Genomic DNA, 18,603 nt, shown 5'->3' with positions numbered 1-18,603 from the left:
CTCTCAGCGCGAGACGACTTCAGTCGCGGCGAAGAAGTAGGCGATTTCGATCGCGGCATTCTCAACCGAGTCCGAGCCGTGGGCGGCATTGGCATCGATGGATTCAGCGAAGTCGGCGCGGATGGTACCGGCGGCGGCTTCCTTCGGGTTGGTGGCGCCCAGCAGGTCGCGGTGGGCCAGGACAGCGTTCTCGCCTTCCAGCGCCTGGATCATCACCGGGCCGGAGATCATGAACTCGACCAGCGCGTTGAAGAACGGACGCTCGCGGTGCACGGCGTAGAAACCTTCGGCTTCACGGCGCGACAGCTGCTTGTACTTGGCGGCGACGACCTTCAGGCCGGCCTTTTCAAAGCGGGCGTAGATTTCGCCGATGACGTTCTTGGCGACGGCGTCCGGCTTGATGATGGAAAGGGTGCGCTCCAGCGCCATGGGAATACTCCGTTGGGCGGGCCACTTGATCGGCCCGAGGTTAACATGAAAAAAACCCGCGTCAAAACGCGGGCTTAGCCTGATATACGTGCGCCAATTCTAACGTGTCCTCCGGATCTACGGTAGTGCCACGCCATGCGTGGCAGGCCCGGACCGCATGGGGCAGCCCGCCCCGTTCAGGCACAGCGAGGTTGCCAGCCATGGGCAGGCACTACACAGCGGCGGATGAACGGACGCCCATTTCTGCTGCGCCGCACAATGCGACGGCGCAGCCACGGGTCTAATATCAAACAATCGTTTGATTGAACTTCCCTGCCCCATGGCCAAACCCGCCCACTTCTCCACCAAGGACCGCATCCTCGGCGCCGCCGAGGAACTGTTCGCCCTGCACGGGTTCGCGGGCACCTCGCTGCGCCAGGTCACCAGCCAGGCCGATGTGAACATCGCCGCGGTCAACTACCACTTCGGTTCCAAGGAAAACCTGGTCAATGAGGTCTTCCGCCGCCGGATGGATGAAATGACCTCGGCGCGCCTGGCCCAGCTGGACGCCGCTCGTCGCGAACACCCCGGTGAACTGCGCCCGGTGCTGGCCGCCTTCGTCGAACCGGCCCTGGCCATGGCCCAGGACCGACAGACCGGCGGCGCGTTCGTACGGGTCATCGCCCGCGCCTATGCCGAAAAGAACGACAACCTGCGCAAGTTCCTCTCCGACCATTACGGCCACGTCCTGCGCGACTTCGGCAAGGCGATCTCCGCCTGCGTGCCGGGGCTGAGCAAGGAAGAGCTGTACTGGCGCCTGGACTTCCTCGCCGGCTCGCTGACCTATGCCATGGCCGACTTCGGCCTGATCAAGCGACCCGCCGGTGTCACCGAAGCGGCGCATCGTGCCCATGCCGCCCAGGAACTGATTCATTTCGCCGACGCAGGATTCCGCGCCAGCGCGGCCTCGAGCGCTTCGACGACCTCCCTTTCCACCCCGTAGAGCCAGGCGCTGCCCGGCTGCCCGACCAACAAAGGCTTATCGACATGTCCAATTCCCTGCTAGTCCGCCGTGCCGCCGTGCTGGGTGCCGGCGTCATGGGTGCCCAGATCGCCGCCCACCTGACCAACGCCGGTGTCGACACGGTGCTGTTCGACCTCCCCGCGAAGGAAGGTCCGGCCGATGGCATCGTGCTCAAGGCCATCGCCAACCTGGGCAAGCTCAGCCCGGCCCCGCTCGCCAGCAAGTCCTACGCCGAGGCGATCACGCCGGCCAACTATGAGACCGGCCTGGAGCAGCTGAAAGACTGCGACCTGATCATCGAAGCCATCGCCGAACGCATGGACTGGAAGCAGGACCTATACAAGAAGATCGCCCCGTTCGTGGCCGATCACGCCGTGCTGGCCTCCAACACCTCCGGCCTTGGCATCAACAAGCTCGCCGACGTCCTGCCCGAGCAGCTGCGCCACCGCTTCTGCGGCGTGCACTTCTTCAACCCGCCGCGCTACATGCACCTGGCCGAGCTGATCCCGGCCACCACCACCGATGCCGCCGTGCTGGAAGGCCTGGAAGCGTTCCTGGTCACCACCCTGGGCAAGGGTGTGGTGTACGCCAAGGACACCCCGAACTTCATCGGCAACCGCATCGGCGTGTTCTCGATCCTGTCCACCATCCATCACACCCAGGCATTCGGCCTGGGCTTCGATGAGGTGGACGGCCTGACCGGCCCGCTGGTCGGCCGCCCGAAGTCGGCCACCTACCGCACCTCGGACGTGGTCGGCCTGGACACCATGGCGCACGTGATCAAGACCATGGGCGACACCCTGCCCAACGATCCGTGGCATGAATTCTTCAAATCGCCGAAGTGGCTGGATGCATTGATCGCCAAGGGCGCGCTCGGCCAGAAGACCGGTGCCGGCATCTTCCGCAAGGTCGGCAAGGACATCGTCGTCCTCGACCTGGAAAAGCAGGACTACCGCCCGGCCGATCGCACCGCCGCCCCGGAAGTGGTCGAGATCCTGAAGATCAAGAACCCGGCCGAGAAGTTCGCCAAGCTGCGCGAGAGCCAGCATCCGCAGGCGCAGTTCCTGTGGGCGACCTTCCGCGACCTGTTCCATTACAGCGCCTACCACCTGGCCGACATCGCCGAGACCGCGCGCGACGTCGACCTGGCGATCCGCTGGGGCTACGGCTGGTCGCTGGGCCCGTTCGAAACCTGGCAGGCCGCCGGCTGGAAGCAGGTTGCGCAGTGGATCGCCGATGACATCGTCGCCGGCAAGAGCATGAGCAACGCCCCGCTGCCGGATTGGGTGTTCGATGGCCGCGACGGCGTGCACGCCGCCGAAGGCAGCTACAGCCCGTCGCGCAACGCCAAGCTGCCGCGCTCGGCGCTGCCGGTGTACCAGCGCCAGCGCTTCCCGGATCCGCTGCTGGGCGAGAGCTTCAGCCCGGGCGAAACCGTGTTCGAGAACGATGGCGTGCGCATGTGGCACGACGGCGACGGCATCGCGGTGGTCAGCTTCAAGACCAAGATGAACACCGTTTCCGACCACGTGCTCAATGGCCTGCAGGAAGCGATCAAGCGCGCCGAGCAGGACTACAAGGGCCTGGTGATCTGGCAGCAGAAGGAGCCCTTCTCCGCCGGTGCCGATCTGGCCGGTGCGCTCGGCCTGCTGCAGGCCGGCAAGGTCGACCAGTTCGAAGAGATGGTGCACAACTTCCAGCGCACCAGCCAGGCGATCAAGTATTCGCTGGTGCCGGTGGTGACTGCCGTGCGCGGCCTGGCCCTGGGCGGCGGCTGCGAGTTCCAGATGCACAGCGCCAAGAGCGTGGCCGCGCTGGAAAGCTACATCGGCCTGGTCGAGGCCGGCGTCGGCCTGCTGCCGGCTGGTGGCGGCCTGAAGGAACTGGCCGTGCGTGCCTCGCAGGCGGCCGGTCCGGGCGGCGACGTGTTCGCCGAGCTGAAGAAGACCTTCGAAACCGTCGCGATGGCCAAGGTCTCCAACTCGGCGGTCAACGCCAAGGAACTTGGCCTGATGCGCGCGACCGACAAGGTCGTGTTCAACAGCTTCGAAGCACTGCACATCGCCAAGGCCGAGGTGCTGGCGCTGGCCGAAGGCGGCTACCGTCCCCCGATGCCGGCCCGCCGCATCCAGGTCGCCGGTGATGTCGGCATCGCCACGTTCAAGATGATGCTGGTCAACATGCTGGAAGGCCGCTTCATCAGCCCGTACGACTACGAGATCGCCGTGCGCATCGCCACCGTGCTGTGCGGCGGCGAAGTGGATCGCGGCACGCTGGTGGACGAAGAGTGGCTGCTGACGCTGGAGCGCAAGCACTTCGTCGAACTGGCCCAGCAGGAAAAGACCCAGGCCCGCATCGCGCACATGCTCAAGACCGGCAAGCCGCTGCGTAATTGATGGCGCGCCGGGCGCGACGGACCCGTCCGCGCCCGGTAGGTGCCGACCGTTGGTCGGCACACCTGTCCCCACATTCAAGAGATCACTGCAATGACCAAGCAAATCCAGGACGCCTACATCGTCGCCGCCACCCGCACCCCGGTGGGCAAGGCGCCCAAGGGCGTGTTCCGCAATACCCGTCCCGACGACATGCTGGCCCACGTGCTCCGCTCCGTGGTCGCGCAGGCGCCGGGCGTGGACGTCAACCGCATCGATGACGCGATCATCGGCTGCGCGATGCCCGAGGCCGAGCAGGGCATGAACGTGGCGCGCATCGGCGTGCTGCTGGCCGGCCTGCCGGACACCATCGCCGCGCAGACCGTCAACCGCTTCTGCTCTTCGGGCCTGCAGGCCGTGGCCATGGCCGCCGACCAGATCCGCCTGGGCAACTCGGACCTGATGCTGGCCGGTGGCACCGAATCGATGTCGATGGTGCCGATGATGGGCAACAAGATCGCGATGGCCCCGAGCGTGTTCGACAACGACCACGTCGCCATCGCCTACGGCATGGGCATCACCGCCGAGAAGGTCGCCGAAGAGTGGAAGGTCTCGCGCGAGGACCAGGATGCGTTCGCCCTCGCCTCGCACCAGAAGGCCATCGCCGCGATCCAGAACGGCGAGTTCAAGGACGAGATCAGCCCCTACGACGTGCGCACCCGCCAGCCCGACCTGGCTGACGGCCGCCGCATCATCACCCGCGACAGGATCGTGGACACCGACGAAGGCCCGCGCCTGGATTCGTCCGCTGAAGGCCTGGCCAAGTTGCGCCCGGTGTTCCGCAACGGCCAGTTCGGCGGCACCGTCACCGCGGGCAACTCCTCGCAGATGAGCGATGGCGCCGGTGCGGTCCTGCTGGCGTCCGAGCAGGCGATCAAGGATTACGGCCTGACCCCGCTGGCCCGCTTCGTCAGCTTCTCGGTCGCCGGCGTGCGCCCGGAAGTGATGGGCATCGGCCCGATCGCCGCGATTCCGAAGGCGCTCAAGCAGGCCGGCCTGACCCAGGACCAGCTCGACTGGATCGAGCTCAACGAAGCCTTCGCAGCGCAGTCGCTGGCCGTCATCCGCGATTGTGGCCTGGACCCGTCCAAGGTCAACCCGCTGGGTGGCGCGATCGCCCTGGGCCACCCGCTGGGCGCGACCGGCGCGATCCGCACCGCCACCCTGCTGCACGGCCTGCGCCGTCGCCAGCAGAAGTACGGCATGGTGACCATGTGCATCGGCACCGGCATGGGCGCGGCGGGTATCTTCGAATCGCTGTGAGGCAATGATCGGTGCCGGCCGATGGGTCGGCACCGATGCAACGGTTATCACCGATGCAACGGGCAACACCGGTCAACGGGCATCGCCGATGCGACGGGCAACAAATCAAAGGGTAGGCACCGACCGTTGGTCGGTGCACCGCCGGTAACGAAAAGGGCAGCCTCGCGGCTGCCCTTTTCTGTTCTCTCGGGAGCCGGCCAGCGGCCGGCACTACCCATCGCTACAACGTGCGAGGGCGTTCCCTCAGCCTTCGGCGAGCATCTTCTGCAGCGCTTCGCGCGCAGGACCGGCCAGCTTCTCGTTGTCGAGGGCAAAGCGGATCGTAGCTTCCACCAAGCCCAGATGGGTACCGCAGTCGAAGCGGCGGCCCTCGAAGCGGAACGCATCCACGCGCTCGGTCTTGAGCAGTTCGGCGATCGCATCGGTCAGCTGGATTTCGCCACCCGCACCGGTACCGGTCGCTTCGAGCAGCTCGAAAATCTTCGGGCTCAGCACATAACGGCCCACCACCGCCAGATCGCTCGGGGCATCTTCCGGCTTGGGCTTCTCGACGATGGCGCTGATCTTGCCCTGGCGGCCATCGAAGGCCTCGGTGGCCACGATGCCGTAGCTGCCGGTCTTCTCATGCGGCACGTCTTCCACCGCGATGATGCTGGCGCCGGTGGCTTCATTGGCATCGGCCATCTGCTTGAGCGCACCGTTGCCACGGTTCCAGATCAGATCGTCCGGCAGCAGCACCGCGAAGGGTTCGTCGCCGATGATCGCCTTGGCGCACAGCACCGCATGGCCCAGGCCCAGCGCTTCGGCCTGGGTCACGAATACGGCGCGCACGCCGTTGGGCAGCACATGGCGGACCAGCTCAAGCTGTTCCTTCTTGCCGGCGCGCTCGAGTTTCTGCTCCAGCTCGTAGGCCTTGTCGAAATAATCGGCGACCGCATGCTTGTAGCGGTTGGTGATGAAGATCAGCGTGTCACAGCCCGCCTCGATCGCCTCATCAACGGCGTACTGGATCAGCGGCCGATCGATAATCGGCAGCATTTCCTTGGGAACGGTTTTGGTGGCGGGAAGGAATCGCGTTCCCAACCCTGCGACAGGAAATACTGCCTTACGAATACGCTTGCTCATCAGAACCTGTTGGCCTCACGCGCCGGAAAGGCCAGCACTTTAGCAGAGCTGACGTGATCGTCCTGTTGCAGCGGAGAAAACTCCGGCATGGTTGCAAACAGAATGCTGTTGATTGCATCGGTGTCATAACTGATGATCGCCTCGCGCAGTTTCGGCACGTTGGCCAATACCTGCTCGCGCGCAAACGTGCGCACGCCGGCTTCGAGAATCTTCGGATGCGCGGTCGGGCGATAATCTTCGTCGGAATAGAACAGCGTCTCGTGCAGTTTTTCGCCCGGGCGCAGGCCCGTATAGACGATGGCGATGTCCTTGTACGGCTGCTTGCCGGCCAAGCGGATCATCTGCTCGGCCAGCACGCGGATCGGCACCGGCTCGCCCATGTCCAGGGTATAGATCGCCCCATGCGAAGCCGAGGCGGCCGCCTGCAGGATCAACTGGCAGGCTTCGGGAATCGTCATGAAGTAACGGGTGACTTCCGGGTCGGTCACGGTGACCGGGCCGCCCTTGAGGATCTGCTCGCGGAACACCGGCACCACGCTGCCGGCCGAGGCCAGCACGTTGCCGAAGCGCACGGTCACGAAACGGGTGTGGCTGGTCTTCTGGTCCAGGCTCTGGCAGATCATCTCCGCATAGCGCTTGCTGGCGCCCAGCGCATTGACCGGGTCGACCGCCTTGTCGGTGGAAATGAAGACGAAGTGCTCGATGCGGGCTTCGACGCAGGCCCGGGCCACGGTCTCGGTGGACAGGATGTTGTTGCGCACCGCTTCGCGCAGCTGGCGCTCCAGCACCGGCACCTGCTTGTAGGCCGCGGCGTGGAAGACCGAGTCCACCCGCGACAGCGACAGCGCGTGGCGGATCACCGCGGGATCGCCGCAGTCACCCAGCACCGCCTCCACGACCAGGTCCGGGAAGCTGCGCTGCAGCTCGGCCTCGATCGTCAGCAGCAGCAGCTCGCTCATCTCGACCAGCACGATGCGCCCTGCCCCATGGCGGGCACACTGGCGGCACAGTTCAGAACCGATCGAACCACCGGCGCCGGTCACCAGCACGGTGCGGCCCCCCAGCCAGCCGCGGATCAGCGCCCAGTCCGGCAGGATCGGCTTGCGGCCGAGCAGGTCCTCGATCGCCACTTCCTTGAGCTCGCCCGGCAACGAGTGGCCGAGCAGGATGTCATTGAGCTTGGGCACCATGCGGAACGGCACGCCGGTGCTTTCGCAGATGGCCACCACCCGCTGCATGCCCACGGCATCCAGCGACGGGATGGCGATCACCAGCAGCTTGGCGGCCGTCTCACGGACCACGGCGGGGGCGTCTTCCAGCGTGCCCAGGATCGGCAGGCCCTGCAGCTTGGCGCCCTGCAGATGCGGGGCATCGTCGAGCAGGCCGACCGGTTCGAAATCACCGGAACGACGCAGATCGCGGACCAGTGCCTCGGCCGCTTGGCCGGCACCGAGGATCAGCACGCGGCGGGCGGTGACGTCCGACTGCAGCGCCTGGTAGTCCTTCCACGCGCGATACAGCAGGCGCGGGGCGCCCAGCAGCGCCGACAGCGCGAACGGATAGATCACCAGCACCGACATCGGGACGCCATCGAAGCGCTTGTAGGCCAGCGCCACCACGATCGCGAGCAGGCCGATGAAGCTGGCTTTGAAGATGTTGAGCAGATCGGCGACGCTGGCGAAGCGCCACAGGCCACGATACAGGCCCACCCGCCAGAACACGACGGCCTGGATGATCAGCACCAGCGAGGTATCGATGTTCCAGAGCGGCAACGCCGGCGCATCGGCCAGCATCGAGTAGCGCCCCGCATGCAGCAGCTGCCAGCACGCCCAGACCATGAACAGGTCGTGGGCGACGATGGCCGCACGGGGCATCAAGCCGGTAAGTCGGTCCTGCCAAGGCGTCATAAACAGCGTAATCCTTCTAGTTGCGCATTCCCTTGCGCAGGAGCAGCCAAAGACCGGACGCGAGGATCAACCACGCGATGGCCACGGCAGCCTCCCACCTCGGCTGCAAATTCGTGCATGCATTAAACACTGCCGCACTGAATATTCCAAAAACAAGATACACCCCGGTGACGGAAGTGTGGCTTGCACCACCTTTCACCGCGCGCTGATAGAGATGCTGCGTGTGGGGTTCCATCCAGCGCTGTCCGGACAGGATGCGCGAAAGCAATGTGAAGCCCGCGTCCACAAGAAAGGCCGAAAGCGGCACCAGCAACAGCAGCCAGTGGATATCCGTACGCACACTGACCAGGCAGACCAGGGCCGCGATCGCATAGCCGAGCGCCCCGCTGCCGACGTCGCCCATGAAGATGCGTGCCCGCGGGTAGTTGAACGGCAGGAAGCCGAGGCAGGCCAGTCCCAGCACCACGCCGGCCAGCCCATACGGCGGGGGCAGCACCATCGCGAAGGCGAGCCCGGCCAGGATCGCCTGGGTGGTGGCGATGCCGTTGATCCCATCCATGAAGTTCCAGATGTTGATCAACGAGGTGGCGAACAACAGCGCCAGCAGCGCCTGCCAGGGATTGCCGGTGGCGTGCCAGACCAGCCCGGCCAGCAGTGCCGCGGCGATCACATGGACCAGCAGGCGACGCACCGCCGGCAGCGGCCGATGGTCGTCCCACCAGCCGATCCCGGCGACAAGCACCAGGCCCAGGGCGAACACCGCGAGCGTGATCCGGGCGGTCGGCCAGATCACCGCCGCGACCACGCAGGCCAGCAGCAGGGTCAGGACGATCGCAATACCGCCGCCCCGGGGCGTCGCCACGCCGTGGCTGCGCCGCTCGCCCGGCTCATCCACTAGATTGCGACGCAGCGCATACGCGCGCGCGCCCCAGGTCACGCCCGCCGATACCGCCAGCACCGCCAGCAGCCCCGCCATCCAGGCGACCATCATGGTTCAGAGCACCGCGTAATTGAGCAGTGGCTTGACGGTGCCCCATTCCTTGCAGCTCGGGCACTGCCAATGATGGGTGCGCGCACCGAAGCCACACCGGGTGCAGCGGTACGCCGGGTTGCGGACCAGCAGCTGGTCGGTGATGTGCTTGAGGTCGTGCAGGGTCGCGGTGGAATCGGCGCCCTCGGCGAGCGTCAGGTCGATCAGCGCCGATTCGCCACGGACCGACGGACGGTCCTTGAGCTGGCGCCCGAGGTAGGCGCGCGCCGGCGCGACGCCCTCCTGCTCTTCCATCAGCTGGGTCAGTGCCAGCACCGGCGCGATGCCGCGATAGTGCTCGGTCATCTCCGACAGGAACGCGCGTGCGCCGCCGAGATCACCGACCTTGCGGTAGTTCTGCATGAGCGCCTGCAACACTTCGGGCAGGTACTCCGGATCGTTGCGTGCCGCACGTTCGAACGCACGGACCGCTGCTTCGGCGTTGCCGGCATCGTCTTCCAGGCGGCCTTCGATGATGCCGGCACGGACCGACATCGCATCGGCCTGGTACGCACGCGCGATCGCGGCGCGCGCTTCGTCGATCTTCCCCGCCCCGCGGTAGCGCTCGGCCAGCTCGCACTCGAACTGACCGATCAGCTTGCCCATCGGCTCGCCGGTGACTTCCTCGAAGCGGCTGGCGTTGTCGATCGCCTTTTCCCAATCGCGCTCGGCCTGGTAGATGCCGATCAGGTGCTTGAGCGCCTGCGGGGCACGCTGGTCGATCTGGGCCAGCTCGGTGAACACGGTTTCGGCGCGGTCGAGCAGGCCGGACTTCATGTAATCCTCGCCCAGGGCCAGCAGCGCCTGGACGCGTTGCTGATCGCTCAGGTCCGCGCGGTTGACCAGGCCCTGGTGCAGGCGGATCGCACGATCCACCTCACCGCGGCGGCGGAACAGATGGCCCAGCGCGACCTGGGTCTCGAAGGTTTCCTTGTCCAGCTCGGCGATGTGCAGGAACAGCTCGATCGCCTTGTCCGGCTGCTCATTGAGCAGGTAGTTCAGGCCGCGGAAATACGTGCTGGACAGATGGCTGACCTGGTTGTCGCCATGGCGCTGGCCACCGCGACGCCCGATCACCCAGCCCGACAGCGCGGCCAGGGGCAGGAACAGGAAGAACCAGAACCACTCGGAGACAAATTCCATCGGCGCTCAGCGTCCGTCGAATGTAGAAGAAGAAGGGGGTGCCACGACCACGGCGGGCGCGGCCTTCTGCGCACGGCGCAGTTTGGCGTACAGCGGGATCACCACGCTGGCGAGCACGAGGCCGCCGCCGATGAGGGCACCGGACAACAGGGCGATGATGATCGCCACGCCGGTGGTGGAATTGATCTGGGTAAAGCCCAGGCTGATGATGATCGGTTGTGAGTTGAGGGCACCGATGATGAGGCCCACGACCAGAACCGCCAGCAGGATCAGCAGACGTACGATGTTCATGCAGCAGCTCCAGTTCCGTAGGGCTCAAGAGTAGCGGACTAACACTCCGCTCTACCAGCCGACTCCATGGAAATCATGCATCCGCCCCGTGGCGGATGGACACTCAGGCAGGATCGCTTTCCAGCGGCACCACGGCGCTGACGCGCTCACGCAGTTCCTTGCCCGGCTTGAAGTGCGGGACATGCTTGCCCGGCAACGCAACCGATTCCCCGGTCTTGGGATTGCGCCCCAGCCGTGCCGGCCGGTAGTGCAACGAAAAACTGCCGAACCCGCGGATCTCGATGCGATCCCCGCCGGCCAGCGCCCCGCCCATCATTTCCAGCAACGACTTCACGGCCAGATCGACATCGTCCGACTTCAAATGCGCCTGTCGGCGCGCCAGGATTTCGATCAGCTCGGATTTGGTCATTACGGGCTCTTGGGGAGGAACTCAGACCCTGAAACGGCCCGGACTGATGTCCGGGCCGTCCAGGAAACTACGACAGCGACAGACCGATTACTCGGACTTGTTGCCGTTCAGCTGTGCACGCAGCAGCGCGCCGAGCTGGGTGGTGCCGCTGGAAGCCGAAGAGGACTGGTATTCCTCCAGCACTTCGCGCAGTTCCGCGTCGTCCTTGGCCTTGATCGACAGCTGCAGGGTACGACCCTTGCGATCCATGCCCACGAACTTGGCTTCAACCTTGTCGCCGACCTTCAGGAACTGGGTCGCGTCGTCGACGCGCTCGTTCGCAACGTCGCGAGCAGCCACGTAGCCTTCGATGCCGTCAGCCAGTTCGATGGTAGCGCCCTTGGCGTCCACTTCCTTGACCACGCCTTCGACCTTCGAACCCTTCGGGTTGGCAGCCATGTACTGACCGAACGGATCCTGCTCCAGCTGCTTGACGCCCAGGCTGATGCGCTCGCGCTCCGGATCGACGGCCAGGACGACGGCGTCCAGGTTGTCGCCCTTCTTGAAGTTGCGGACCACGTCTTCGCCGGTGGTGTTCCAGCTGATGTCGGACAGGTGCACCAGGCCATCGATACCGCCGTCCAGGCCGATGAAGATGCCGAAGTCGGTGATCGACTTGATCTGGCCCGACACCTTGTCGCCCTTCTTGTGGATCGCAGCGAAGGTTTCCCACGGATTGGCGGCAACCTGCTTCATGCCCAGCGAGATGCGGCGACGCTCCTCGTCGACGTCCAGGACCATGACTTCAACTTCGTCACCGACCTGCACAACCTTGGACGGGTTGACGTTCTTGTTGGTCCAATCCATTTCGGACACGTGAACCAGACCTTCGACGCCCGGCTCGATCTCGACGAATGCGCCGTAATCGGTGACGTTGGAGACCTTGCCGAAGACGCGGCTGTTGGCCGGGTAACGACGGGCGATGTTGTCCCACGGATCCTCGCCCAGCTGCTTCAGACCCAGCGAAACGCGGTTGCGCTCGCGGTCGAACTTCAGCACGCGGACGTCCAGCTCGTCGCCGACGTTCACGACTTCGGACGGATGGCGCACGCGCTTCCAGGCCATGTCGGTGATGTGCAGCAGGCCGTCGATACCGCCCAGGTCAACGAATGCGCCGTAATCGGTCAGGTTCTTGACGACACCCTTCAGGATCGCGCCTTCCTGCAGCTTGTCCATCAGCTGCTCGCGCTCTTCCGAATGCTCGCTCTCGACGACTGCACGACGGGACACAACGACGTTGTTACGCTTGCGGTCCAGCTTGATGAGCTTGAATTCCAGCTCCTTGCCTTCCAGGTAGGCCGGGTCGCGCACGGGGCGCACATCCACCAGCGAACCGGGCAGGAACGCGCGGACATCCTTGATGTCCACGGTGAAACCACCCTTGACCTTGCCGCTGATGCGGCCGGTGATGGTTTCGTTCTTTTCCAACGCTTCTTCCAGCTCGTCCCACACCATCGCGCGCTTGGCTTTCTCACGCGACAGAACGGTTTCACCGAAGCCGTTCTCGATGGAATCGAGGGCAACCTTGACGACGTCGCCTTCAGCGACATCGATCTCGCCAGCGTCGTTACGGAACTGTTCGATCGGCACGATGCCTTCGGACTTCAGGCCGGCGTTGATCACCACGACATCGCCGCGGACTTCAACAACGACACCGCTGACGATCGAGCCCGGCTTCAGCTTGGCCAGATTGGCCTGACTGGCTTCGAACAGCTCTGCAAATGATTCGGTCATTAGATTTACTCTGTTGGACACATGGGCATTGGCCCCCGAAGGGAACCGCATACTGCCCGCCTGTTGGTCGACCCCGGAAACGCAGGTCGTGTGTTAAGTAGGAAAACCGCCACGCATCATTGCGGGACGGAGCTTTTGTTGCCTTGCGATGGTGCGACACCGTCGATGCCCTGACGGCCCTCCTTTACAACGGATCAGGCACCCGAAACCGGAAGCAGATCCAATACCTTGGCAACGACGGCGTCGATGCCAATACCACTGGTGTCGATGATGACGGCATCGTCTGCCGGCTTCAGGGGCGCCACTGTGCGCTGTGCATCACGGGCGTCGCGGGCCATGATCTCGCGCAGGAGGTCGTCAAAGTTAACCGAAACACCCTTGTCTTTCAACTGCTTATGCCGCCGCTCGGCCCGTTCCTCGGCGCTGGCGGTCAAAAAGACCTTGAATGGGGCGTCCGGGAAGATGACCGTGCCCATGTCCCGACCGTCCGCGACCAGGCCCGGCTCCATCCTGAATGCGCGTTGGCGCTCTTTCAGCGCCGCCCGGACTTCCGGGATGGCCGCGATCGCCGAGGCCAGGGCGCCGGTGGTCTCCAGCCGCAGCTCGTCGGTGGCATCGGTCTCGTTGACCAGCACCCGCAGCCCGCCGTCGGCCGATTCCACGAACCGCACGTGCGTATCAAAGGTGCAGCGGACCAGCGCCGAGGCGTCGGAGGTATCGATATCGGCCCAGCTGGCGGCCACGCCCACCGCCCGGTACAGGGCGCCCGAATCCAGGTAATGCCAGCCCAGCCGGCGTGCGACAATGCGGCTGACAGTGCCTTTGCCGGCCCCGGAAGGACCGTCGATGGTGAGCACGGATGGAAGCTGATTCATGGGTTTCCCGATAGATGTGACCGCCCATTCTAGCCCCTGCCCGGGGTGGCCTGAGACTTTTTTGGCCCAACCACTTGAAAGGATGGGGAAAAGCCCGGTAGAATGGCGGGCTTGAACGGGCGTCACCTGCCGATTGTCATCTGCATATCGCGGCCGCGCTCCAACCGAATCCAACGTTTACGCCGAGGTATGCAATGAAAGTCCTGTCTTCCCTGAAGTCGGCCAAGACCCGTCACCGCGACTGCAAGGTCGTCCGTCGCCGCGGCAAGATCTTCGTGATCTGCAAGTCGAACCCGCGCTTCAAGGCTCGCCAGCGCTGAGCCGGCTGGCCTCACGGCCGCCACCGGTCCCTCACCGGACCGGGCGATGAACAAAAAGCCGCCTCCGGGCGGCTTTTTGCTGCCATTTTTGTTGTAATCGCCGGGTAGCTCACGACCGTTGGTCGTGAGACCTGCCGTCGTGAGACCTTCCGCATTCTTGACCACTGGGGAGTAGTTCGAGATGAAGCGTTACCTGACCACCTTGCCGTTGCTGGCCGTCCTGGCCGTTTCCAGTGCCCACGCCGACACCCTGCTGATCGACCGTAGCCGTGAGAAGCCCGCCATCGCCCTGCCCGTCCGCGGCCAGAGCATGCAGCAGGTCCAGGCCCAGTTCGGCGACCCGGGCGAACGCCTGGAACCGCGCGGCGGACAGAAGCAGCAGTGGCCGACGATCAACCGCTGGGTCTACCCACAGTTCACCGTCTACTTCGAAAAGCAGAAGGTGATCGACGTGGTCGCCAACCGCGCCGACGCCAACGAGATCGGGCCGAAACCGCCGATCCGCTGACCCCCCTACCCCTTGCCCGCCCGCCGGCGGGCCTTCGCACTGAGATCATGAACGACACGCTCCGCTTTCCGGCCGAATGGGAATCCCAGTCCGCCATCCTGATCGCCTGGCCCCACGCCGACACCGACTGGGCCGACCGCCTGGGTGACGTCGAGGACACCTACATCGCCCTCGTCGCTGCCATCACCCGCTTCCAGCCGGTGGTGATCATCGTCGCCGACGACGACCTGGAGGCGTACGCCGACGCGCGCCTGCGCTCGAACCGGATCGACACGGACCGCGTGCGGTTCGTGACGGCCCAGTACGACGACACCTGGCTGCGCGATTCCGGCCCGATCACGCTCAAGCGCGCCGATGGCGGCTTCCGTCTGCTGGACTTCCGCTTCACCGGCTGGGGCGGCAAGTTCGACGCCAGCCTGGATGACCAGCTGGTCGGCGTGCTGCACGCCGCCGGGCTGTTCAGCGCTGCGGAGCTGCAGAGCATTCCGTTCGCGCTGGAAGGCGGCGGCATCGAGACCGATGGCGCCGGCACCCTGCTGACGACCTGGCAGTGCCTGCACGAGCGTCATCCGGATCGCAGCCGCGAATCGCTCAGCACCGACCTGGCCACCTGGCTGGCCCAGGACCGCGTGCTGTGGCTGGACCATGGCTATCTGGAAGGCGACGACACCGACGCCCACATCGATACCCTGGCCCGCTTCGCCTCGACCGACAGCATTGTCTACCAGGCCTGCGATGACGCCGGCGATTCGCACTATGCCGAACTGCAGGCGATGGGTGCCGAACTGGCTGCGCTGCGCACCCGCGACGGCCAGCCGTACCGCCTGTTCCCGCTGCCGTGGGCGCAGCCGGTGATCGACGAGGGCCGCCGCCTTGCGGCCTCGTACGCAAACTACCTGATCCTCAATGGCGCGGTGCTGATGCCGGCCTACGGCGATGTCGCCGACGAGGCCGCGCGTGCGGTGCTGGCCCAGGCCTATCCGGACCGCGAGATCGTGCCGGTGCCGTGCCGCTCGCTGATCTGGCAGAACGGCAGCCTGCACTGCATCACGATGCAGCTGCCGGCGGGGTTGTTGGCTTAAGCGCCACGACCAACGGTCGTGGGCTACCGCTGTTTGCCAGGCCACCGACGCACTGTCGAAGGGATGGCGGGTGTGGAGGTGCGGGACCGTCAGGGCGCCATGGATGGCGCCCACGAGCCCCCAGGGAAGGGTTTACGGCGCGTCCCGCACCTCCGCACCCGCCAGCCCAGCCGCCGCAGCCTGCAGACCACGCGCTTGGGCTTGTCTCGATGTTTCCTGCAGAGCCGGCCAGCGGCCGGCACTACCGACGCGTGGGCGCTGCCCATTTAGCAGCCAGCACGCTGCGTGCACCCATCCGCGATAAACTGCGTTTTTCCCCTTGCAGGACCGTCTCCGGATGAGCTCACGCCACACCCTTTCCGTCGCCCTGATCCAGGAGCGCAACCACGGCGATGCTGAGGCCAATCTGGCCGTCATCGAAGCGCGCGTGGCTGAAGCGGCCACACAGGGTGCCAAGCTGATCCTGCTGCAGGAACTGCACAACGGCGCGTACTTCTGCCAGCACGAGTCGGTGGATGAATTCGACCTGGCCGAGCCGATTCCGGGCCCGAGCACCGAGCGCCTGGGCGCACTGGCCAAGAAGCACGGCGTGGTGATCGTCGGCTCGCTGTTCGAACGTCGCGCTGCCGGGCTGTATCACAACACCGCCGTGGTCTTCGAAAAGGACGGCACCCTGCTCGGCAAGTACCGCAAGATGCACATCCCGGATGATCCGGGCTTCTACGAAAAGTTCTACTTCACCCCGGGCGATCTGGGTTTCAACCCGATCGATACCTCGGTGGGTCGCCTTGGCGTGCTCGTGTGCTGGGACCAGTGGTACCCGGAAGCCGCCCGCCTGATGGCGCTGGCCGGCGCCGAACTGCTGCTCTACCCCACCGCGATCGGCTGGGACCCGGATGACCAGCAGGACGAGCAGGGCCGCCAGCGCGATGCGTGGGTGCTGAGCCACCGTGGTCATGCCGTGGCCAACGGCGTGCCGGTGCTGAGCTGCAACCGCGTCGGCCATGAGGCCTCGCCGCTGGGCGCCTCGGGCATCCAGTTCTGGGGCAACAGCCACGTGCTGGGCCCGCAGGGTGAGTTCATCGCCGAAGCCGGTGGCGAGCCGACCGTGCTGGTCTGCGATGTCGACCTGCAGCGCAGCGAACACGTCCGCCGGATCTGGCCGTTCCTGCGCGATCGCCGGATCGACGCGTACGGCGATCTGCTCAAGCGCTACATCGACTGACCGACCAGGACGCCCCCACCGTGACCGTGCACCTGCGCGACGCCACCGATGCCGACATCGCGGCCATCACTGCGATCTATGCGGTGGAAGTGACCGACTTCGTCAACACCTACGAGTACGAGATCCCGGAGGCGGCGGAAATGCGCCGCCGCATGCAGGACATCGTCGGCCGCGGTTTTCCGTACATCGTGGCCGAGGTCGATGGCCAGGTGGCCGGCTATGCCTACGCCAATACCTATCGCGGCCGGATCGCCTACCAGTGGACCGTGGAGAATTCGGTCTATGTGGATGCGGCGTTCCAGGGCCGCGGCGTCGGCACCGCGCTGATGCAGGGCCTGATCGATGCCTGCGTCGCCCGTGGTTACCGGCAGATGGTGGCGGTGATCGGCGAGCCGACCAATACCGCCTCCATCAAACTGCACGAGCGTTTCGGTTTCCAGACCGTCGGCGTTTTCCGCGGCCTCGGCCGCAAGCATGGCCGCTGGCTGGACACCGTCCAGATGCAGCGCGCGCTCGGCGATGGTGCCGACAGCGCCCCTTCGAATGAATGATGCAATGACCGATACCCTGATTGACGCCGGCGACACCCTGTTCGCCGGCCAACCCGTGCGCGTGGTCGAGCGTGATGGCGTGCGCTACACCCTGCTGGGCACCGCGCACGTCTCGCAGACCAGCGTGGAAGCGGTGGAACGTGCGATCGAGAGTGGCCGCTTCGATGCGGTCGCGGTCGAGCTCGACGCGCAGCGCCTGCAGGCGCTGACCAACCCCGATGCCCTGGCCAAGCTGGATCTGGTCGAGGTCATCCGCAAGGGTCGCGTCGCCCTGTTCGCCGCCAATCTCGCCCTGGCCGCCTACCAGCGCCGCCTGGCCGAACAGCTCGAGATCGAGCCGGGCGCGGAGCTCAAGCGCGCGGTGGTGATGGCCAACGAACGCAACCTGCCGGTGCATCTGATCGACCGCGAGGTCGGCCTGACCTTCAAGCGCGCCTCGCAGCGGCTGGGCTTCGTCGGCAAGATCAAACTGGTCATGGGCCTGGGTGCCGGCCTGTTCGCCTCCGAAGAAGTCGGCGAAGACGAGATCGAGAAACTCAAGCAGGGCGACATGCTCGAAGCCAGCTTCGGCGAGTTCGCCAGCGAGAGCCCTGCCCTGTACGAAACCATCATCGGCGAGCGCGACCGCTACATGGCCACCAGGCTGCGTGAAGTGCACGACCCGGCCCAGCGCGAAGTGCTGGCCGTGGTCGGTGCCGGTCATCTGGCCGGTCTCGCCAAGTACCTGGAAACCGACACCGACGCGCCGGGGCCGCTGCGCGAGTCGCTGGAAGACGTGCCAAAGAAGCGCAACATTCCGTGGATCACGCTGGCGATCCTGGCCATCGTGTTGACCGGCATCGGCGTGGGCTTCTACCGTGGCGGACTGGGTGTCGGCAGCGAACTGCTGGCGGTCTGGGCGATGTATACCGGTGGCCTGGCGGGCCTGGGCTGCCTGTTGGCCGGCAGCCACCCGCTGAGCATCCTGACCGCGATCGTGGTCGCGCCGTTCAAGCCGTTCCGGCTGAGCATCCCGACCGGTGCGTTCTCCGCGCTGGTGGAAGCGCGCCTGCGCAAGCCGGCCTACGAAGACTTCCTGAAGCTGCGCGACGATGCGCAGAGCGTCAGGGGCTGGTATCGGAACCGGGTGACCCGCGTAGTGCTGACCTTCATGCTCACCAACCTGGGCAGCATGCTGGGCCTGTGGCTGACCGGGTTCCAGGTGTGGGGAAAGGTCGCGGGGTGATTCCCGCGCAGG

18 protein-coding genes are annotated in these 18,603 nt (G+C 65.5%); 9 read left to right on the top strand and 9 right to left on the bottom strand.

Annotation, left to right across the window (positions count from 1 at the left end; genetic code table 11):
- Nucleotides 1-3: 3 nt before the first annotated feature.
- On the bottom strand, nucleotides 4-429 hold the full coding sequence (gene ndk / locus HH110_RS11565) for a nucleoside-diphosphate kinase (RefSeq protein ID WP_008265389.1): 426 nt from the start codon (nucleotides 427-429) through the stop codon (nucleotides 4-6).
- A gap of 319 nt (nucleotides 430-748) precedes the next feature.
- Here ndk and HH110_RS11560 point away from each other — a divergent pair, with 319 nt between their 5' ends.
- The 3 genes from HH110_RS11560 (at nucleotide 749) to HH110_RS11550 (ending at nucleotide 5,127) form a co-directional block, all read left to right on the top strand.
- Entirely contained in the window at nucleotides 749-1,411 is a 663-nt protein-coding gene (locus HH110_RS11560; RefSeq protein ID WP_176989798.1) for a TetR/AcrR family transcriptional regulator, read from the top strand.
- A 44-nt stretch (nucleotides 1,412-1,455) separates the two neighbouring features.
- Nucleotides 1,456-3,828 (top strand): 3-hydroxyacyl-CoA dehydrogenase/enoyl-CoA hydratase family protein, encoded by a 2,373-nt coding sequence (locus tag HH110_RS11555; RefSeq protein ID WP_176989797.1) that lies wholly within the window; start codon nucleotides 1,456-1,458, stop codon nucleotides 3,826-3,828.
- A 90-nt stretch (nucleotides 3,829-3,918) separates the two neighbouring features.
- Nucleotides 3,919-5,127, top strand: coding sequence for an acetyl-CoA C-acyltransferase (locus tag HH110_RS11550; RefSeq protein ID WP_176989796.1), 1,209 nt, complete (start codon nucleotides 3,919-3,921; stop codon nucleotides 5,125-5,127).
- A gap of 243 nt (nucleotides 5,128-5,370) precedes the next feature.
- Here the strand turns inward: HH110_RS11550 and galU are convergent, their stop codons facing one another.
- The 8 genes from galU to cmk form a co-directional block, all read right to left on the bottom strand.
- Nucleotides 5,371-6,252 carry a UTP--glucose-1-phosphate uridylyltransferase GalU gene (galU, locus tag HH110_RS11545; RefSeq protein WP_176989795.1) on the bottom strand — a complete coding sequence of 294 codons (882 nt, stop codon included), beginning with the start codon at nucleotides 6,250-6,252 and terminating at the stop codon, nucleotides 5,371-5,373.
- On the bottom strand, nucleotides 6,252-8,159 hold the full coding sequence (locus tag HH110_RS11540) for a nucleoside-diphosphate sugar epimerase/dehydratase (protein WP_176989794.1): 1,908 nt from the start codon (nucleotides 8,157-8,159) through the stop codon (nucleotides 6,252-6,254). Before HH110_RS11540 ends, galU begins: the two co-directional genes overlap by 1 nt.
- 16 nt (nucleotides 8,160-8,175) lie before the next feature.
- Complete coding sequence (locus tag HH110_RS11535) at nucleotides 8,176-9,150, bottom strand: glycosyltransferase family 4 protein (protein WP_176989793.1); 975 nt, start codon at nucleotides 9,148-9,150, stop codon at nucleotides 8,176-8,178.
- Between the two features lie 3 nt (nucleotides 9,151-9,153).
- Complete coding sequence (gene lapB, locus HH110_RS11530) at nucleotides 9,154-10,332, bottom strand: lipopolysaccharide assembly protein LapB (protein WP_176989792.1); 1,179 nt, start codon at nucleotides 10,330-10,332, stop codon at nucleotides 9,154-9,156.
- A gap of 6 nt (nucleotides 10,333-10,338) precedes the next feature.
- Complete coding sequence (locus HH110_RS11525) at nucleotides 10,339-10,623, bottom strand: LapA family protein (RefSeq protein WP_121042138.1); 285 nt, start codon at nucleotides 10,621-10,623, stop codon at nucleotides 10,339-10,341.
- Nucleotides 10,624-10,726: 103 nt separating this feature from the next.
- Nucleotides 10,727-11,032 carry an integration host factor subunit beta gene (locus HH110_RS11520; protein ID WP_019183098.1) on the bottom strand — a complete coding sequence of 102 codons (306 nt, stop codon included), beginning with the start codon at nucleotides 11,030-11,032 and terminating at the stop codon, nucleotides 10,727-10,729.
- An 87-nt stretch (nucleotides 11,033-11,119) separates the two neighbouring features.
- Nucleotides 11,120-12,805 (bottom strand): 30S ribosomal protein S1, encoded by a 1,686-nt coding sequence (gene rpsA / locus HH110_RS11515; RefSeq protein WP_176989791.1) that lies wholly within the window; start codon nucleotides 12,803-12,805, stop codon nucleotides 11,120-11,122.
- 194 nt (nucleotides 12,806-12,999) lie between these two features.
- A complete protein-coding gene (gene cmk, locus HH110_RS11510) occupies nucleotides 13,000-13,680 on the bottom strand; it encodes a (d)CMP kinase (protein WP_176989790.1) in 681 nt (226 codons plus the stop codon).
- Nucleotides 13,681-13,874: 194 nt separating this feature from the next.
- On the opposite strand from cmk, the gene ykgO reads away from it, so the two are divergent.
- The 6 genes from ykgO to HH110_RS11480 all read left to right on the top strand — a co-directional run bounded on the left by ykgO (nucleotide 13,875) and on the right by HH110_RS11480 (nucleotide 18,591).
- The gene (ykgO, locus tag HH110_RS11505; RefSeq protein WP_057628212.1) at nucleotides 13,875-14,000 is read left to right on the top strand and encodes a type B 50S ribosomal protein L36; all 126 of its coding nucleotides are present in this window, start codon (nucleotides 13,875-13,877) and stop codon (nucleotides 13,998-14,000) included.
- 181 nt (nucleotides 14,001-14,181) lie between these two features.
- On the top strand, nucleotides 14,182-14,508 hold the full coding sequence (locus HH110_RS11500) for a hypothetical protein (protein ID WP_176989789.1): 327 nt from the start codon (nucleotides 14,182-14,184) through the stop codon (nucleotides 14,506-14,508).
- Nucleotides 14,509-14,555: 47 nt separating this feature from the next.
- Nucleotides 14,556-15,590, top strand: coding sequence for an agmatine/peptidylarginine deiminase (locus tag HH110_RS11495; RefSeq protein ID WP_176989788.1), 1,035 nt, complete (start codon nucleotides 14,556-14,558; stop codon nucleotides 15,588-15,590).
- A gap of 337 nt (nucleotides 15,591-15,927) precedes the next feature.
- Nucleotides 15,928-16,815 carry a carbon-nitrogen hydrolase gene (locus HH110_RS11490; protein WP_176989787.1) on the top strand — a complete coding sequence of 296 codons (888 nt, stop codon included), beginning with the start codon at nucleotides 15,928-15,930 and terminating at the stop codon, nucleotides 16,813-16,815.
- 20 nt (nucleotides 16,816-16,835) lie between these two features.
- The gene (locus tag HH110_RS11485) at nucleotides 16,836-17,366 is read left to right on the top strand and encodes a GNAT family N-acetyltransferase (RefSeq protein ID WP_123729052.1); all 531 of its coding nucleotides are present in this window, start codon (nucleotides 16,836-16,838) and stop codon (nucleotides 17,364-17,366) included.
- A gap of 4 nt (nucleotides 17,367-17,370) precedes the next feature.
- Complete coding sequence (locus HH110_RS11480; RefSeq protein ID WP_176989786.1) at nucleotides 17,371-18,591, top strand: TraB/GumN family protein; 1,221 nt, start codon at nucleotides 17,371-17,373, stop codon at nucleotides 18,589-18,591.
- Nucleotides 18,592-18,603 lie beyond the last annotated feature (12 nt).

The organism is Stenotrophomonas sp. SAM-B (assembly GCF_013387485.1).
GTDB classification, from domain to species: Bacteria; Pseudomonadota; Gammaproteobacteria; order Xanthomonadales; family Xanthomonadaceae; genus Stenotrophomonas; species Stenotrophomonas maltophilia_AA.
The sequence above is the reverse complement of the archived record's forward strand: the minus strand, read 5'-3'. Positions and strand labels throughout refer to the sequence as shown.

What these genes read in the sequence shown, in the direction of transcription:
- ndk (WP_008265389.1), bottom strand. Translation starts at nt 429, where the DNA reads ATGGCGCTGGAGCGCACCCTTTCCATCATCAAGCCGGACGCCGTCGCC.
- HH110_RS11560 (WP_176989798.1), top strand. Translation starts at nt 749, where the DNA reads ATGGCCAAACCCGCCCACTTCTCCACCAAGGACCGCATCCTCGGCGCC.
- HH110_RS11555 (WP_176989797.1), top strand. Translation starts at nt 1,456, where the DNA reads ATGTCCAATTCCCTGCTAGTCCGCCGTGCCGCCGTGCTGGGTGCCGGC.
- HH110_RS11550 (WP_176989796.1), top strand. Translation starts at nt 3,919, where the DNA reads ATGACCAAGCAAATCCAGGACGCCTACATCGTCGCCGCCACCCGCACC.
- galU (WP_176989795.1), bottom strand. Translation starts at nt 6,252, where the DNA reads ATGAGCAAGCGTATTCGTAAGGCAGTATTTCCTGTCGCAGGGTTGGGA.
- HH110_RS11540 (WP_176989794.1), bottom strand. Translation starts at nt 8,159, where the DNA reads ATGACGCCTTGGCAGGACCGACTTACCGGCTTGATGCCCCGTGCGGCC.
- HH110_RS11535 (WP_176989793.1), bottom strand. Translation starts at nt 9,150, where the DNA reads ATGATGGTCGCCTGGATGGCGGGGCTGCTGGCGGTGCTGGCGGTATCG.
- lapB (WP_176989792.1), bottom strand. Translation starts at nt 10,332, where the DNA reads ATGGAATTTGTCTCCGAGTGGTTCTGGTTCTTCCTGTTCCTGCCCCTG.
- HH110_RS11525 (WP_121042138.1), bottom strand. Translation starts at nt 10,623, where the DNA reads ATGAACATCGTACGTCTGCTGATCCTGCTGGCGGTTCTGGTCGTGGGC.
- HH110_RS11520 (WP_019183098.1), bottom strand. Translation starts at nt 11,032, where the DNA reads ATGACCAAATCCGAGCTGATCGAAATCCTGGCGCGCCGACAGGCGCAT.
- rpsA (WP_176989791.1), bottom strand. Translation starts at nt 12,805, where the DNA reads ATGACCGAATCATTTGCAGAGCTGTTCGAAGCCAGTCAGGCCAATCTG.
- cmk (WP_176989790.1), bottom strand. Translation starts at nt 13,680, where the DNA reads ATGAATCAGCTTCCATCCGTGCTCACCATCGACGGTCCTTCCGGGGCC.
- ykgO (WP_057628212.1), top strand. Translation starts at nt 13,875, where the DNA reads ATGAAAGTCCTGTCTTCCCTGAAGTCGGCCAAGACCCGTCACCGCGAC.
- HH110_RS11500 (WP_176989789.1), top strand. Translation starts at nt 14,182, where the DNA reads ATGAAGCGTTACCTGACCACCTTGCCGTTGCTGGCCGTCCTGGCCGTT.
- HH110_RS11495 (WP_176989788.1), top strand. Translation starts at nt 14,556, where the DNA reads ATGAACGACACGCTCCGCTTTCCGGCCGAATGGGAATCCCAGTCCGCC.
- HH110_RS11490 (WP_176989787.1), top strand. Translation starts at nt 15,928, where the DNA reads ATGAGCTCACGCCACACCCTTTCCGTCGCCCTGATCCAGGAGCGCAAC.
- HH110_RS11480 (WP_176989786.1), top strand. Translation starts at nt 17,371, where the DNA reads ATGACCGATACCCTGATTGACGCCGGCGACACCCTGTTCGCCGGCCAA.